14 protein-coding genes and 1 pseudogene are annotated in these 15,252 nt (G+C 71.3%); 9 read left to right on the top strand and 6 right to left on the bottom strand.

All coding sequences use genetic code 11. The features are described 5' to 3' along the window. Nucleotides 1-89 precede the first annotated feature (89 nt). Nucleotides 90-335 (bottom strand): hypothetical protein, encoded by a 246-nt coding sequence (locus ACIBK9_RS28580; protein WP_357699410.1) that lies wholly within the window; start codon nt 333-335, stop codon nt 90-92. A 1,609-nt stretch (nt 336-1,944) separates the two neighbouring features. Here ACIBK9_RS28580 and ACIBK9_RS28575 point away from each other — a divergent pair. Further along, nucleotides 1,945-2,175, top strand: a complete 231-nt coding sequence (locus ACIBK9_RS28575) for a hypothetical protein (protein ID WP_397162092.1) — start codon at nt 1,945-1,947, stop codon at nt 2,173-2,175. Between the two features lie 94 nt (nt 2,176-2,269). Here ACIBK9_RS28575 and ACIBK9_RS28570 read toward each other — a convergent pair. The 3 genes and pseudogenes from ACIBK9_RS28570 to ACIBK9_RS28560 all read right to left on the bottom strand — a co-directional run. After that, nucleotides 2,270-2,503 (bottom strand): annotated as a pseudogene (locus ACIBK9_RS28570) (bifunctional DNA primase/polymerase); the annotation flags it as partial. A 347-nt stretch (nt 2,504-2,850) separates the two neighbouring features. Continuing rightward, complete coding sequence (locus tag ACIBK9_RS28565) at nt 2,851-3,303, bottom strand: hypothetical protein (protein WP_357699412.1); 453 nt, start codon at nt 3,301-3,303, stop codon at nt 2,851-2,853. Nucleotides 3,304-3,384: 81 nt separating this feature from the next. Then, nucleotides 3,385-3,858 (bottom strand): hypothetical protein, encoded by a 474-nt coding sequence (locus ACIBK9_RS28560; RefSeq protein WP_397162003.1) that lies wholly within the window; start codon nt 3,856-3,858, stop codon nt 3,385-3,387. Nucleotides 3,859-3,992: 134 nt separating this feature from the next. Between ACIBK9_RS28560 and ACIBK9_RS28555 the strand changes: the two genes are divergently transcribed. Both ACIBK9_RS28555 and ACIBK9_RS28550 read left to right on the top strand, forming a co-directional pair. After that, nucleotides 3,993-4,865 carry a GNAT family N-acetyltransferase gene (locus ACIBK9_RS28555; protein ID WP_397162002.1) on the top strand — a complete coding sequence of 291 codons (873 nt, stop codon included), beginning with the start codon at nt 3,993-3,995 and terminating at the stop codon, nt 4,863-4,865. Nucleotides 4,866-5,069: 204 nt separating this feature from the next. Beyond that, complete coding sequence (locus tag ACIBK9_RS28550; RefSeq protein ID WP_397162001.1) at nt 5,070-5,519, top strand: hypothetical protein; 450 nt, start codon at nt 5,070-5,072, stop codon at nt 5,517-5,519. Nucleotides 5,520-5,809: 290 nt separating this feature from the next. On the opposite strand, the gene ACIBK9_RS28545 is transcribed toward ACIBK9_RS28550, so the two are convergent. Both ACIBK9_RS28545 and ACIBK9_RS28540 read right to left on the bottom strand, forming a co-directional pair. Further along, a complete protein-coding gene (locus ACIBK9_RS28545) occupies nt 5,810-6,451 on the bottom strand; it encodes a TetR/AcrR family transcriptional regulator C-terminal domain-containing protein (RefSeq protein ID WP_397162000.1) in 642 nt (213 codons plus the stop codon). Nucleotides 6,452-7,025: 574 nt separating this feature from the next. Beyond that, nucleotides 7,026-7,526: a pyridoxamine 5'-phosphate oxidase family protein gene (locus tag ACIBK9_RS28540; RefSeq protein WP_397161999.1), complete on the bottom strand. Its 501-nt coding sequence runs from the start codon at nt 7,524-7,526 to the stop codon at nt 7,026-7,028. A 280-nt stretch (nt 7,527-7,806) separates the two neighbouring features. Here ACIBK9_RS28540 and ACIBK9_RS28535 point away from each other — a divergent pair, with 280 nt between their 5' ends. From ACIBK9_RS28535 to ACIBK9_RS28510, 6 genes are all read left to right on the top strand, one after another. Next, nucleotides 7,807-8,286, top strand: coding sequence for a (2Fe-2S)-binding protein (locus ACIBK9_RS28535; protein WP_397162088.1), 480 nt, complete (start codon nt 7,807-7,809; stop codon nt 8,284-8,286). Continuing rightward, the gene (locus ACIBK9_RS28530) at nt 8,286-9,272 is read left to right on the top strand and encodes an FAD binding domain-containing protein (protein ID WP_397161998.1); all 987 of its coding nucleotides are present in this window, start codon (nt 8,286-8,288) and stop codon (nt 9,270-9,272) included. The genes ACIBK9_RS28535 and ACIBK9_RS28530 overlap by 1 nt, the downstream gene beginning before the upstream one ends. Before the next feature lie 34 nt (nt 9,273-9,306). After that, nucleotides 9,307-11,493 carry a xanthine dehydrogenase family protein molybdopterin-binding subunit gene (locus ACIBK9_RS28525; protein ID WP_397161997.1) on the top strand — a complete coding sequence of 729 codons (2,187 nt, stop codon included), beginning with the start codon at nt 9,307-9,309 and terminating at the stop codon, nt 11,491-11,493. A gap of 172 nt (nt 11,494-11,665) precedes the next feature. Further along, nucleotides 11,666-12,259 carry an NADH-quinone oxidoreductase subunit B family protein gene (locus ACIBK9_RS28520; protein ID WP_397161996.1) on the top strand — a complete coding sequence of 198 codons (594 nt, stop codon included), beginning with the start codon at nt 11,666-11,668 and terminating at the stop codon, nt 12,257-12,259. Continuing rightward, entirely contained in the window at nt 12,256-14,307 is a 2,052-nt protein-coding gene (locus ACIBK9_RS28515; RefSeq protein WP_397161995.1) for a proton-conducting transporter membrane subunit, read from the top strand. Before ACIBK9_RS28520 ends, ACIBK9_RS28515 begins: the two co-directional genes overlap by 4 nt. After that, nucleotides 14,304-15,248 carry a respiratory chain complex I subunit 1 family protein gene (locus ACIBK9_RS28510; RefSeq protein WP_397161994.1) on the top strand — a complete coding sequence of 315 codons (945 nt, stop codon included), beginning with the start codon at nt 14,304-14,306 and terminating at the stop codon, nt 15,246-15,248. The genes ACIBK9_RS28515 and ACIBK9_RS28510 overlap by 4 nt, the downstream gene beginning before the upstream one ends. The last annotated feature ends 4 nt before the right edge of the window (nt 15,249-15,252 follow it).

Genomic DNA, 15,252 nt, shown 5'->3' with positions numbered 1-15,252 from the left:
TGGCACCATTGGTGCGAGATGTTCGCAGATAGTAGGTGAATCTCGCCGTACGGTCACCGCACTGCCGCGCTGTTCGGCGATTCGGTGCATCAGGGTGTGGGCTGCGCACCGGTGGCGGGAAGGGCCAGGTCTGGGCATGTGTCGATGACCTGGTTCGCTCGCTCGACGGTGTTGCGGTGGTCGGCCAGCACGCCGTCGACGGTGTCTTCCGCGGACGGTCGCATGGTGGCGCGCCAGTCGCCGATCTTCGGGTCGATCTCGTCACCGGTCTCCAGCGCCGGCGCGTCCGACAGCGTCGGTTTCCCCGTCTGGGTCGGCTTCCGGCCTGCGCCCACCCACTGTTGCGTCCAAGTATGGTGCAGCGTTCGGCCTCAGCCGCCCGTGTCGCCGGAACGCAGTACTCCCAGCCGATGAGATACCTAGGATCGGGTGCCATGCCGAAGAAGCGTCGAGCGAAGGCAAGCCCCACGCGGGGAGTCAGCAGCCATCCTGCCCGGCGCGCGCTGCAACTCGCCGCCCGTGAATCTTCCCGGGTTCGGTGGAGACTTGATCTCTTGAGAGGATCGAGCCCATGCCAGGCAAGTCCCCCTACCCCCCGCCGAGCTGCGTAGACGGGCGGTTCGAATGGTCGCCGAAGTGCGGCCGGATTACCCAACCGAGTGGGCCACGATCCACGCGGTGGCGACCAAGCTCGGCATCGGCACCGCAGACGTTCAAGAGGAAAGGCCCGAAGGTGTGCACCACGACACCCGATCCCGGGCATGAGCGGGCAGCCGATCGGCTGCAGCGCGACTTGGTCGCAGGCCGCCCCATCCCTCGGTTCGGGCAGGTCCAGTGACGCGCGGCCAAACGCTGGTGCCGGCGCAGCAGCGTGCCCGGCGTCGCCAGTCGCTGTGCCCGCATCATCGCCGGCGGTCTTGCGGGCCGGCGCGGACAGCACCGCTCGATCTGCCCACGGGAGCCTCGGACGGCCAAGTTGACTGCGCAACACGGCGACCTCGTGCCGCAGCACGAGGATCTCCATAGCCGCCCCACGGTGCGGCAGAAGATCAGATGGAAGAGACGGAGCGCCACGAGCTCGAGCATGCCTGCCTCAGGCTACTGCTCAGACCTGGAAGCCAGGACAAGCCCGCAGCTCATGGTCGTGAACGGAGCATCGATACCCTTCAGGCCAGCTGGTGCGACTCGATAGCCGCATTCCCCTCGGAGCTAGACCACGTCCATGATCCGATCTGCATGTCGGAACTCCACTTCACCGGCCCCACGAAGGTGGCCCAGGTGTCGTTGCTGCGGCTTCCAAACTCGACAGTGCCGACAACGCCACGACGTACGGGGCTGTACCCAAAAATTGTTGCTACAGAACTGGCACTCCGTAAGAAACGCCGAGCCATTCGTACCATTCCACGACAACGAACCATGCCGCATCATCCTATTGAGGGGGCGCCAAGCAGGTTTTCCGATGATGACGATTTGACCGCCTTCCCACTCACACACGCACGGTGCCGGGGGCGGCGGACATGAGCACGCCAACGTCTCAGCGAACTCATAAGCCTTCTCAATCCGAGGAGTTGCGGGACCCTTGACCTCGATCCATGTGCCCAGCATGGGGAGCCAAAAGTCGGGGATGTACCTCGCGCCGCTGGGTAGATCGATGACTGTCGGCTCATACGACCATACGATGCCAAGACCGTCCAAGGTGGCAGCCCAATCGGCCTCCAGCGTAGAACGAAAGCCAGTGAAGGCGTACTGGCGAGGCACCGCCTCGATGACAGGTTCCTGGGCCACGACGCCTCCAGGGGGATTGGAACGGTGCATCCAATTATGCGACTCGGCGGACACGTTTGGGCTAGTGCAGGTGAGACGTTTCGCGCAAATCGATTTAACCATCGAACATCATGGTGGCACTGCGCCTGCCGAAAATTGCATACAGGCAGGTCAAGCGGCATGAGAGTGCTCGTGGAGGACGCCGCCGAGCTGATCTCGTCGGCGTACGTTCAGGTCGATGATTCGCTCGGGGTCCGTGATCGGGTCAGGGGCGGAACGCAGCGGCGCTGCTTGGTTCAGGGCTTGGTGGGCTCAGTGCTGGTTGTAGAACCGTTCGTACTCGCGCAGAGCGTGCCGCAAGTGGTGTTCGTTCCATATGAGGCAGCGGTCGAGAAGTTCGTGGCGGCATGACTGCACCTACCGCTCCGTGATCGAGTTCATTCGGGGCATCCGGATACCGGTGAGCACCGTCTTGATGCCGGCCTCGGCGAGAATCTCGTCCGGACGGGGTGAACACGGTGGCGGTGTCCGGCGTGGTGTGGCCGTGGCCGGTGGCGAGGGCGTTCAGGGCGGCGGGGTCGTCCATGACGGCGGGGTCGTCCAGGCCGTTCTCGAGGTCTAGGTTGATGTTGATCAGGTGATGCGGGGCACGGCCGCAGGCGATTCCGTAGCCGGCCGCCCAGGGCGCGGCGGCGAACATGGCGCGGATGCGGGCAGGGGCGGTGGTCGCGTCGCGCACGCCATGCCCGACGCGACCGCAGCTGCTGGTTGGTCATGCCGCCGGGGTGGGCGGCGGCGATGGCGGGGAGCTAGGTGCGGCTGAGGAGAAGACGGTCATGCTTCAAGTGGCGGCGGTCAGCGCGCGGCCGCGGGCGGCCATCCACGCCGGGGCCGGTGGGCGGTGGCGCGATGCGGTGTTTGCGACGACAGGCTGAACTTGAGCTCGTACGCCCTCTGCGACGACGGTCTGAAGCCAGTTGATCAGCAGCAGTGACGTGATCCCCGCGGTGGGCAGGATGTCGGCCAGCTGAGAGAGCGGCGGAGGGTGCGGGCCGGTCGACTGGCCTGTCCTGATAGGTCGCTTGGTCAGTGCGGCGACGGGTTCTCGCGCAGGAGCCACGATCCTGGCGTGAGGCGCAACGACGAGGTGCTTGGCGACCAGAGCAGCTCAGGCGTGTGCGAGGGTGGTCGGCCGCCGTCGAAGAGGAAGCCCTCCCAGTCGGGGGCCGTGTCCGGGAGGCGGCTGTCCACGACCAATCCCAGCGAGACCGGGTCACTCACCGCGAGCCAGAGAATCGCGCCCACTGCCCGGTGCGCCTCGTCTGTGGTCAGGCCGTCCAGGTCGAACTCGGCCAAGGTGGTGTCACCGTGGGGTGAGATCGAGGTCAGGACGTCGGTGTCGGCGTCCACCCACAGCTGCACGGTGAACGTCCGCAGGTGCGGGAAGGCATCGAGAGTGGTCTCGACGGGGCCGTCCTCCGTCAGGTGGCGTACCCCTTCGGTCTCCGGGTGCGTCAGCCGGAGACCGAAGGGGGCCATGTCGTTGAGCAAGTGAAGCAGAGCCAGGGGAGATCCGGCTCGGCGAACCCACAGTGCTTCCCCGAATCCCATGTCCTCAGCCTATCGAGTGAATTGGACGACGTTCTTGGCCCCGAGGATCCGCATCGCCGCCTGGATCACCGATAGCGGTGTACCGACCTCGAAGTAGGCGATGGCACGGACTCCTTCCCTGTCGGCGGCGTACTTGAGGATCGACAGCTTCTCGCGGAGCTTGTTGATGTTCTTGGCCTTGGCCGGTCCGCCGACGGCGATCCACTCGCCGTTGGGGCCTATGACGTCCACGTCCGTGGACCCGACACCCGGGCGCACGACCTTCATGCCCTGTTTGCCCGCCGGTCCGGAGACGCGCCCGCCGACGAGTTCGGCGACCGCCTGCTCACGAGCCGCGCCGATGTCGATGCCGCAGTGGTTGGGGGTGTTCTGGTTGTGGACGAGAACCTCGGTGGCGCCCGCCGCCACGTAGTAGGTGTGCGGGCCGGCGACCGTGAGGTTGTGGACGCGCTGGCTGCCGGAGGTCCACTGCTCACGCCTCAACGCCATCATGATCCCAGGTGGGGCGTCTCGGAACCCCAACGATCTTCGGGCCTCGATGGCCATGTGGGGGCGGAAACGCGCACGCAGCCGTTGCGGAAGCTGAAATGTCGCCACGGCGGATTAGTGTGCAAACCGTGAGTGATGTGATCGATTGTCACCGTGAGCGTGTGCGCGCCGCCGACCCTCTCGTCGCCGTCGCGGATCTCGGCGAAGACCTGATCGAGACCGTGAACGCTGTCGGCGCCCCCTCGGTGAGCAGAGCCGACCCCGGCGCCCCGTCAGTGCGCTGGGGCCCGCTGACCACCTACTCCCTCCACGCCAGAGTCGCCGGCGACAACCCCGCGTACGCCCTCGGCGGCCTCCTCGACCGGTGGATCTCGACCCTCGACGCCGAGCCGGGTTCCGGGCTCGTGGTGAACTGGCCGAGCCGGGATGCCGCGCCCGTGGCGGCACTGGTCAGGCGGGGGTTCGCGCCGCGCTCCGTGCTCGGCGTCCGCGTCGGCCCCGCTTCAGCGGGCGGGCACTCGTTTCCAGGTATACGGCGGGCCACGGCGGACGATCTGGATGCCATGTGCCGGCTGTACGTGGAGCTGGTCGACTACGAGGCCCAGTTCGGCTGGTTCTCGGTGCTGCCCTCGACGCCCTCCGCCGCCCGGGCCGAGCTCGAGGAGAAGCTCGCCCGTGACGACGGCTGGTGCTGGCTGGCCGAATCGGACGGTGAGGTCGCCGGCATGCTCGCAGTCCATCACCCCGACCACTCGGGCTGGATCGCGCCCGCTGTGCAGAAGCCTCCGCCCGTGGCGTACGTGGGCTCCTTGTACGCGCGGCCGGTCAGCAGGGGCCGCGGCATCGGCGCCGCGCTGGCCGCCCACGCCCATGCCGAGGCCGCAGCGGCAGGCGTCGAGACCATACTGGTGCACTACGCGGCCCCGAATCCGCTGTCCGTCCCCTTCTGGTCCCGCCAGGGCTACCGTCCGCTCGTCACGACCTGGGGACGGTTCGCTTAGGCGAGGGCGGCCCTGCGTATCGGCGGCCCGTCTGCAGCCCCCACTACTGGTCGACCACGGGAGGAGGAGGAGATCGAGGCCCAGGAGTGGACGGGCGCCGTCCACCAGACCTGGCCGCTCCGCCCTCTCACCACCGGACCGTGGTGACCCGGTGAAGCGGGTGCCGGTCCCCGGCGGGAGACGGGGGCCGGCGCCACGTTCGGCATGGTCGTGCGGTGCGCGGCCGGCAAGCACGTCCTGGCGCGGTCGGAAGATGTCGCGGTCGTGCTCGGCGGGCGCGATTTGGCGTCCGTCGGTACCGAGCCGGAGCTCGACGTGCTGGCGCTCGACCTCTGTCTGGCGGGCGACGAGCCGGGCGTGCCCGCTCACGACCCTGTTCCCGACGGTCGGAGTCAACCGCCGGGCACGGGCCGGTGGCCGGTGCTGATGCAGGAGCTCGACGAGCTCTCCCACTGGGGCCGCACCCAGGCCGTGCCGCGCCTCGTGACGGGCATGGAGCCGCCCGAGCCCGCGCTCCCGACGCGCTACGAGATCGCCGTCGGGCACGAGGACGAGCGCCGGGCGATGTCGGCGGGCCTACGACCCCGACGTCGTGCTGCACAACTTCGAGGTCCTGAAGCGCCTACGCGACGAGGCTCTGAAGTTTGCCTGTGACGGCGGCCTACATGAGTGGCACTGGATGAGTGCGGACACGTCGACCATCACGAGGGCGACGTCCTCACGGTCCTGCTCGGTGATGCCGGACTCCTAACCGGCCGCGCACAGCTCCGGCAGCACGTGCAGGTCTTTGTGCTGCCGGCTGGTCAGTTCCTCCTGATCACCGTTCGTGGCCCCATCCTGAGTTCCTGTCACTGGCCGCGCCATCCCCGCCTGCCCGCGTTGCGGCCGCCGCGTTCGATGTGGCGGTCGGCTCTACCAGCGGCGTCGAGCTCGGACGCGTCACTTCACTCCGCACCCCGCGCGCCGTCCGCCGACTGGTCGTCGAGCAGCGCGCGGAACCCGGTGAGCAGGGCGTTCAGCCCGAATTCGAAGGCGCGCTCGGCGCGGTCGTGGTCCACGGGCACCCGCTCCAGCACGGCGCTGAGGCGGGGAGCGGTCTCGCGGTCCACGCCGGGGAGCATCACGCTGGGCGCGACCAGGTCGAGGGCGGAACCGAGGATGAAGCTCTCCAGCGCGGTGATGGCCGGCAGCACGTGGGTCTCGACGAAGCCGGCGTCCAGCAGCAGGCCGGCGACGTGTTCGTACATGGCGTGCATGAAGGGCTCGGCGAGCGGGGCGACGGCCAGCAGCGGTACGGCCCCCGGATGCGCGGCGAAGGCGTCCCGGTATGAGCGGGCCCAGTCCGCCAGCGCCTGCTCCCAGGGGCGCGATCGGGCCGGGCGCAGGCCGGCGGTCAGGGTCAGCTCCTCGCGCATGAGAGCGATGATCTCGTCGCGCCCGGAGACGTGGTGGTAGAGCGCCGACGGGGCCACCCCCAGGCTTCTGGCCAGGGCCGGAATGCTGAGCGTGCCCTGCTCGTCGGCGAGCTTCAGCGCGGCTGCGCCGATCCTCCGCCGGTCCAGCAGAGGCGTACGCGGTCGTCCCAAGCAGTTCGCCCTGGATCCGCCGGTGCCCCCATCGTGGCTTCTCTCTGGCCAGACGGATGACCGGCTCACGCAGTTCGTCCGTGATCGGCGGACGTCCGGTCGCGTTCGAGTAGGCCCAGCGTTGGCAGACCAGCTGGTGGTGCCAGGTCGGCAAGGTGCCCGGCGTCACGATCCGATGGAGGCGAAGCTGTGTGGGCAGTAGTCGCGGCAGTGCGGCCGGCAGCGCTCGGTCGGCCCCGTCTGGTCGTGGCCGGGAGACCTGACGACGTAGGACGGCGACCTCATGACGCAGCACCAAGATCTCTACGTCCTTGGAGGTGTCGCCCCGTGTGAGAAGCGTCAACCAGCCGACCAACCGGACCATCAGCAGATACAGCAGGCGTAGAAACACGAGTGCCGAGGATAGAAGGCCAGGCCAGATGCCATGGACAAGTTTTGGCACCGCACAGGGCCTTTGGCCAACGCGATGATCTGGGAGCGTTCGTACGGCCCGTTGTGGCCGTGGTTCACTCCTGGGACGGAGCCGCGCGCGGGTTCTCGACATCGCTGCGCGGCATTTCGTGTGCCGCTCCGCTCAGCCGCGCTGACGCTCCGCCCGCTGCCGGATCAGTTCCTCGACCGCGCTCGGCAGAGTCGTCTCGAAGTCGATCAGCTTCGCCCAGGTCGGGGTGACGACGATCCGGACCATGCCGTCGTGGTACAGCGAACGCACCTCCGCCTCCCACCCGGCCCGTTGCTCGGGTGTGATCTCGTAGGTGCTGGGCGCCCGCAGGTACTCGGCCGGGATGTCATCGACGAAGTCCAGCTCGGCCCGGCCCCGGATGAGCAGGATCTTGGGCGGGTGCACCTCGGTGTCGATCGTCAGGGCGGCCATCGGGTGCTCGCTCAAGGACCGAAGCTTCGGAGCGTTCTTCGACGTGCACATGACGATCTCCGAGCCGTTCCAGGTGAAGCCGATCGGGATATTGCGAGGTGTGCCGTCCTTGGCGACATGGGCCAGGCGGGTCAGGTCGCGAGCCAGCAGTTCCTGGCTGGTCGGCCGGTTCAGCACCTCGATGATCTCGTTCGGATGCACGGTTGCTCCTCCGTCGTCGGTCAGCGGATCGTTGTGACGAACCCACGACGGAGCCGCCGTCGCGTTCTCGACACCCGCGCGGCGGTCCGGCTTCCCGGCGAACGGGCAGCTTAGGCTACGTACTGCCGCCGGACATCACAGACAGGCCATGACCGAAATGTCCAGCACAGCCATCCCATCGCCGGAGCCGGAGCCTACCCGGCGTGCCGTCATCAAGGCCGGCGCGGCCATCGCCGCCCTCCCCGCGGCCCCGTCGCGCACCCGCCCGGATCAGGCCGGGATGCCGGTCAAGGGACCTGGCCGGGTCCCGCTCACGGTCAACGGCGTGACCTATGAACGGCTCCTCGAACCACGGGTGAGCCTGCTGGACGCGTTGCGCGAGAGCATCGGGCTCACCGGCACCAAGAAGGGCTGCGACCGCGGCGAGTGCGGGGCCTGCACGGTGCTGGTGGACGGGCGGCGGATCAAGTCCTGCCTGACGCTGGCCATCATGCAGCAGGATCGGGACATCACCACGGTGGAGGGCCTGGCACGCGGTGAGGAGCTGCATCCGGTCCAGCGGGCCTTCATCGACCAGGACGGCCTGCAGTGCGGCTTCTGCACCCCCGGCCAGATCATGTCGGCCGTCGCCTGCATCGCCGAGGGGCATGCCGGCGACGATGCCGAGGTCCGGGAGTGGATGAGCGGCAACCTGTGCCGTTGCAGCTGTTACCCGAACATCGTGGCCGCGGTCCGGCAGGCCGCCGGAGAGCTGTCCTGATGGACGACTTCGCCTACAGCCGCCCCGGCCGCGCCGAGACCGCGCTCCGCCTGGCCGCGCGGCCGGGGACGCGGTTCATCGCCGGCGGCACCGACGTGCTCAACCTGATGCGGGACGGTGTCGAGCGTGCCGACCACTTGGTCGACATCAACGCGCTGCCCTTGGACGGCGTGCGGGAGACCCCGGCGGGGATCGAGCTGGGCGCGCTGAGCCGGATGAGCGACGTGGCCGCGCACCCGGCCGTCCGCCGACGGCTGCCGGTGCTGGTCCAGGCGCTGCTCGGCGGGGCCTCGCCGCAGGTGCGCAACATGGCCTCGCTCGGCGGGAACCTGCTGCAACGTACCCGGTGCTGGTACTTCCGCGACGCGTCCATGCCGTGCAACAAGCGATCCCCGGGCAGCGGCTGCCCGGCGATCGAGGGCCGCAACCGGTGGCACGCCATCCTCGGCGGCAGCGAACACTGCATCGCGGTGCACCCGTCGGATCTGGCCGTGGCGCTGACCGCGCTGGAGGCCACGGTGCACACGCTGCACGCCGAAGGCCCGCGCCGGGTCCCGATGGCGGGGTTCTACCTGCCGCCGGGCGACGCCCCGGACCGGGAGACCGTCCTGCGTCCCGGCGAGCTGATCACCCGGATCGATGTGCCCGGCACGCCGCCGGCCGCCGGGTCGCGGTATCTGAAGGTACGGGACCGGGCCGCTTTCGGGTTCGCCGTCGTCTCGGTCGCGGCCCTGGTCCGGCTGGCCGCCGACGGCGAGGTGGCGCAGGCGAGCCTGGCCTTCGGCGGCGTCGCGCCCCTGCCCTGGCGTTCGCCCGCCGCCGAACAGGCACTGATCGGGCGCCCGCTGGGCCCGGCCTCGGTCCGCGCCGCCGGGCTGGCCCTGGTGCGCGAGGCGAGGCCGCGCGCGGACAACGCGTTCAAGGTCGAGCTGGTCCAGCGGGCCCTGGCGGAGGTGCTGGAGCAGTTCGCGCGGGGAGCGGGATGAACGCCGTCGGGCGCCCGGTCGCGCGGGGAGCGGGATGAACGCCGTCGGCCGGGCGGTCGCGAGAGTGGACGGTGTCGCCAAGGTCACCGGCGCGGCCCGGTACGCCGCCGACGTCCAGGTTCCCGGCGTGACGCACGCCGTCCTGGTCGGCTCGACGATCGCCCGCGGCCGCGTCACCGCGATCGAGGTCTCCGAGGCGGCCGCCGCCACCGGGGTGCTCGGCGTCTTCACCCACGAGAACCTGGGCCGGCTGCCCCGGCCTCGCCCGCAGGATTTCCTGCCGTTGCAGGACGACCTGATCCGGTACGCCGGCCAGCCCGTCGCGGCCGTGGTGGCGCGGACCCTGGCGCAGGCCCGGCACGCGGCCGGGCTGGTGGCGGTGAGCTACCGGGCCGACACCCCGCGGACGGTGCTCGCCGACGGTCTCGACGCCGCGTACCTGCCGCCCCAGGGACCTGACGGGGACGACAACGTGTACGTGCGCGGGGACGTCGAGGCCGCGCTCACGTCCGCGCCCGTCACGGTCGAGGCGACGTACACCACCCCGATGCAGCACCACAACCCGATGGAGCTGCCGGCGACCGTCGCCGCCTGGGACGGCGACCGGCTCACCGTTCACGAGTCCACCCAGAACATCGCCGGCACCCAGGAAGGGCTGATGACGGTGTTCCGGCTGCCCCGCGAGAAAGTACGCGTCATCTCCCCGTACGTGGGCGGCGGGTTCGGCGCCAAGGGCACGTCCGCGGTGCCGCGCATCGCCCTGGCCGCGGCGCTCGCCCGGCACGTCGGACACCCGGTCAGGCTGGTGCTGACCAGGGCCGAGTCCTACACCAGCAACGGTCACCGCGCCGCGTCCCACCAGGTGGTGCGCGTCGGCGCCACCCGCGACGGGCGGCTGACCGCGATCGACCACACCCTCACCCAGCAGGTGGCCGGCACCGAGGGGCGGTTCGTCACCAGCGCCCGGATCACCCGGATCCTGTACGCCTGCCCGAACGTGCGCACCACCCAGCGGGCCGTCGCCCTGGACCTGGCCAACGCCGCCTACATCCGGGCGCCGGACACCGTCACCAGCCACGCCCTGGAGTCGGCCCTGGACGAGCTGAGCTACGCGCTCGGCCTGGACCCGGTCACGCTCAGGATCCGCAACTGGTCGGCGACCAACCAGCAGAGCGGCGTCCGGCACGGCAGCAACCACCTGCGCACCTGCTACGAGCGGGGCGCCGAGCGCTTCGGCTGGTGGCGCCGCGCCCCGCGTCCCGGCTCCATGCGTGACGGCGACTGGCTGCTCGGCTGGGGCATGGCCACCGTGGCCCACACCGCGGGCGGCCGGGAGATGGCGGGAGCCGAAGTGATCATCGGCGTGGACGGCGCGGCACGGATCCGCTCCGGCACCCACGACATCGGCACCGGCACCTCCACGGTGATGCGGCAGCTCGGCGCCGACGTGCTGGGCCTGCCGATGGCCGAGGTCCGCTTCGACCTCGGCGACTCCGCCTACCCCCAGGCGCCGGCCTCGTCGGCGTCGGCGACCGTGCCCTGTACCGGCGCGGGCGTCGTCCGCGCCGCGACCGCCGCCCGCGACCAGGTGATCGCCCTGGCCGTGGCGGACGAGAGCAGCCCGCTGCACGGCCTGCCGCCCGCCCGCGTCCGCGCCGCCGACGGACATCTGTTCGATCTCGACCGCCCCGCGCGCCGCACCAGCTTCCGGGACGTGCTGCGCCGCCACGGCCGGCCTCTCCGCGTGACCAGCCCGGCGGGCGAGCGGATGGTCCAGGCGGTCTCGACCGGCGCGGTGTTCACCGAGGTCGCCGTCCACCGGCTGCTGGGCCAGGTCCGGGTGCGCCGCGTCGTCGGCGTCTACGACCCCGGCCGGGTACTCAACGAGCGCACCGCGCGCAGCCAGGCCGTCGGCGGCGTGATCTGGGGCATCGGCGTCGCCCTGTCCGAGCACACCCTGACCGACCCCCACCTGGGCCGCATCCTCACCCCGAACCTGTCCGGCTACCTGGTGCCCGTGGCCGCCGACGTGCCCGACCTGGACCTCACGTTCATCGACCGGCCCGACCCGGCCAGCCCGGCGCTCGGCGCCCGCGGCTTCGGCGAGGCTCCCACGACCGGCCTGAGCGCCGCGATCGGCAACGCCGTCCACCACGCCATCGGCCACCGCGTCCGCGACCTGCCGATCACCCAGGACAAGGTTCTCGCCGCCCTTGCCTGACTCCTCGGCGCGGGGTGCGTCACCAGGCCGAATGCCGCGGACCGGGCACGAACGGCCATGCCGGACTCCACCGGCCGCCCTTTGGCCAAAGTCAGCCCCACCCGCCGCGCTTGAGGAATAGCCTGGCGCCGGGATCCGCCGGTCGGGCCGTAGGGGGCGATCGCGCAGGCGCGTGATCGATGCGTGGCCCGGCCAGGTGTTCTCCCGACAGGGCGACTGCCTGCCGCGGCACGGCAGCCCCGGCCCGGGTGATCGTGGCCGGCGAGCGTTGCAGGGGGCGACGATGGGGTTGTGGGGGAAGATCGCGAAGACGGGCCGGGTGGCCGAGCCCGCGCCCGCCCGCCAGGAGGGTGACCCGCCCGCGAAGGCGGCGGAACTCGCCGGATCGGTGCAGATCAGACATGTGGACGCGGGGTCGTGCAACGGCTGCGAGGTGGAGATCGCCTCGGCGTTCGGCCCGGTGTACGACGCCGAACGGTACGGCGCGCGGCTGGTGGCCTCGCCGCGGCACGCCGATGCGCTGCTGGTGACCGGGCCGGTGACCCGCAACATGGAGGTGGCGCTGCGCCGCACCCATGACGCGGTCCCCGAGCCCCGCCTGGTGATCGCGCTGGGCGACTGCGCGCGCGACTGCGGGGTGTTCGCCGGAGCCTACGGGGTGGCCGGGGCGGTGGCCGACGTGCTGCCGGTGGACGTGGAGGTGCCGGGGTGCCCGCCGGAGCCCGCGGCGATCGTGGCGGCGTTGCGCGGGCTGACGGGCCGATGAACCCGGTCGGCACACTGTACGTGGCGGCGCTGTCCGGCTGCGCGCTGGCCGCGGTGACCGCCCTGCTGGCACCGCCCCGGGCGCGGCGGCACCTGGCGGGCTGGTGCACGGCGGCCGCGGGCGCCGCCGCCGCGGCGGCGGGCACGACGGCGATCACAACCGCGATCACAGAGGCAGGCACGACGGCGGTGGGCGGGGCCGGTCGGAGCTGGTCGGCCTGGCTGCCGGACCTGCTGCCGCTGGCCGGGGTACGGCTGGCGGTCGATCCCCTGAGCGGAGTGTTCATCGCGGTCACCGGGTTCGTGGCGGTGTGCGCGGCGATCTACGGGATCGCCTACTGCGCCCACGGCCTGGACGGACGCGTGTTCCAGTCGGTGCTGCCGCTGTTCGTGGCGGCCATGCTGCTGGTGCCCGCCGCGGCAAGTGTGAGCACGTTCCTGCTGGCCTGGGAGCTGATGGCGGTGTCGTCGCTGCCGCTGGTGCTGGCCGAGCACCGGCGGCGGGCGGCCGTGGGCCGGGCCGGGCTCTGGTACGCGGTCATGACCCACCTCGGCCTGGTGACGATCCTCGTCGGCCTGGCCGCGTTCGCCGCCGGGGCCGGCGGGGAGAGCTTCGAGCAGTTGCGCGAGGCCACGCTGTCACCGGCCGCCAGGACGGTCGTGTTCCTGGCGACGCTGGCCGGGTTCGCCTCCAAGGCGGGCACCGTGCCGCTGCACGTGTGGCTGCCGCGGGCGCACCCGGAGGCGCCGAGTCACGTCTCGGCCCTGATGAGCGCGGCCATGGTGAACATGGGCGCGTACGGCGTCGTCCGGGTCGGGCTGGATCTGCTGCACGGCGGCCCCGCCTGGTGGTGGCTGCTGGTGCTGGGAGCGGGCGCGGCGTCGGCGCTGTTCGGGATCCTTCAGGCGGCGGTCGCCTCCGACCTGAAGCGGCTGCTGGGCTACTCCACGACGGAGAACCTGGGCCTGGTGCTGGTCGGGGTGGGCGCGGCGGGCTTCTTCGCGGCCTGCGACGCTCCCGTGCCGGCGGCGCTGGCGCTGGCCGCGGCCCTGCTCCACGTGGTCAACCACGCCGCGTTCAAGACGGTGTTGTTCCTGTCGGCGGGCTCGGTGCTGCACGCGACCGGCACCCGCGATCTGGACGCGCTCGGCGGGCTGCGCGCGCGGCTGCCGTACACCACCGTCGTGTTCGCGCTCGGCGCGTTGTGCGCTTCGGCGCTGCCGCCCGGCAACGCCTTCGTCAGCGAGTGGCTGCTGCTGCAGAGCCTCATCCACGCGCAGCCCGCCGCCGGGGTGGCGGGCGCGGTGACGATGCCGCTGACCGTGGGGGCGATCGCGCTGTCGGCGGGTCTCGCCATCGCCACCTTCGTCAAGGCGTTCGGCGTGGGCTTCCTGGGCCGGCCGCGCAGCGCGGAGGCCGAACGTGCCGGAGAGAGCCCGCCGGCCATGCTGGCCGCGACGACGCTCGCGGCGGCGTGCTGCGTGGCCCTGGCGCTGGCCCCCACGCTGGTCCTGCCCGCGCTCGTCCGGGCGGTCGGAGTGGCGTTCCCTGGACGGGACGTGGCCGGCGGGCAGGTGACGCTGCGGCTGACCGGGGTCGCGGGGATGATCTCGCCGCTGCTGATCGCCGTCGCCCTGGTGGCCGCCGTCGTGGCCGTCCTCTGCCTGGTACGGGTGGGCGCGACGCGGCGGGCACGGCGCGCCGCCCGGCTCTGGGACTGCGGCGCCGGGCCCATGTCGGCGCGGATGGAGTACACCGCCACGTCGTTCGCCGAGCCGCTGCAGCGGGTCTTCGGCGACGTCCTGGAGCCGGAGAGCGACGTGGACGTCACCCCGATGAAGGAGTCGGCCTACCTGGTGGAACGCGTGAGCTTCCACGCGCGGATCCCTGACCGGATCGAACACCGGCTGTACGAGCCGTTGATCTCCGCCGTGACGGCCGCCGGGCGTGGCGCCCGTGGCCTGGCCACCGGCAGCGTCCACCGCTATCTCGGCTACGGGTTCTGGGCGCTGACCGCGGCGCTGATCGTTCTGGTGGTGCTGCGATGACGGGCGTGATCGGAGCGGCGCTCCAGGTGATCCTGGTCGCGGTCGGCTCGCCGCTGCTGGTGGGGATGATGCGGCAGGTCCACGCCCGGCTGGAGGGACGCGCCGGCGCCGGGATCGCCCAGCCGTGGCGGGACCTGCGCAAGCTGATGCGCAAGGAGCCCATCGCGCCACGCGGCACCGGCTGGGTGTTCCGCGCGGCGCCGCCGCTGCTGGCCGGCACGGCGCTGGTCGTGGCCGCGGTGGTGCCGCTGGTGACCACGGACTCGCCGCTGGACGGCGTCGCGGACCTGTTCGCGGTGCCCGCGCTGCTGGCGCTGGGGTCGGTGGCGCTGGCCCTGGGCGCCCTGGACACCGGGACGGCGTTCGGCGGGATGGGCGCCAGCCGGGAGATGACCGTGCTGGCGCTGGTGGAGCCGACGATCCTGGTCTCGACCTTCGCCCTGTCGATCGGCGTCCGCTCCACGAGCCTGGGGGCGATCGTGACGGCGGCGGCCGGGCATCCGCTGTCGGTGCTCTCCCCGGTGAGCGTGCTCGCCTCGGTCGCGCTGGCGATCGTCACGCTCGCCGAGACCGGCCGGATCCCCGTGGACAATCCCTCCACGCACCTGGAGCTGACGATGATCCACGAGGCGACGGTGCTGGAGTACGCCGGGCCCGACCTGGCGCTGATCGAGTGGGCGTCGGCGATGCGGCTGTCGGTGCTGCTGGGACTGCTGGCCGGCCTGTTCGTCCCCCTGGGGATCGCGGGCGCGGGGGCCGGGGTGCTCGCGCTGCCGCTGGCGATGGTCGCGCTCGTCGTCAAGGTGGGGCTGCTGGGAGTGCTGCTCGCCGCCGGCGAGGTGTTCATGGCCAAGCTCCGGCTGTTCCGCGTTCCGGAACTGCTGGCCGGTTCGTTCCTGCTGGCGCTGCTGGCCGTCACCGCTTCCTTCTTCCTGACCTGAGACA

It is taken from the genome of Nonomuraea sp. NPDC050227, assembly GCF_044459705.1.
GTDB lineage: Bacteria > Actinomycetota > Actinomycetes > Streptosporangiales > Streptosporangiaceae > Nonomuraea.
Note: the sequence above shows the minus strand (reverse complement) of the source record. Positions and strands in the feature narration are given on the sequence as shown.

Coding starts and splice junctions, on each gene's coding strand:
- ACIBK9_RS28575 (WP_397162092.1), top strand. CDS start 1,945: ATGAGAGTGCTCGTGGAGGACGCCGCCGAGCTGATCTCGTCGGCGTAC.
- ACIBK9_RS28525 (WP_397161997.1), top strand. CDS start 9,307: ATGAACGCCGTCGGCCGGGCGGTCGCGAGAGTGGACGGTGTCGCCAAG.
- ACIBK9_RS28565 (WP_357699412.1), bottom strand. CDS start 3,303: ATGGCCCCCTTCGGTCTCCGGCTGACGCACCCGGAGACCGAAGGGGTA.
- ACIBK9_RS28510 (WP_397161994.1), top strand. CDS start 14,304: ATGACGGGCGTGATCGGAGCGGCGCTCCAGGTGATCCTGGTCGCGGTC.
- ACIBK9_RS28550 (WP_397162001.1), top strand. CDS start 5,070: ATGGTCGTGCGGTGCGCGGCCGGCAAGCACGTCCTGGCGCGGTCGGAA.
- ACIBK9_RS28530 (WP_397161998.1), top strand. CDS start 8,286: ATGGACGACTTCGCCTACAGCCGCCCCGGCCGCGCCGAGACCGCGCTC.
- ACIBK9_RS28515 (WP_397161995.1), top strand. CDS start 12,256: ATGAACCCGGTCGGCACACTGTACGTGGCGGCGCTGTCCGGCTGCGCG.
- ACIBK9_RS28535 (WP_397162088.1), top strand. CDS start 7,807: ATGCCGGTCAAGGGACCTGGCCGGGTCCCGCTCACGGTCAACGGCGTG.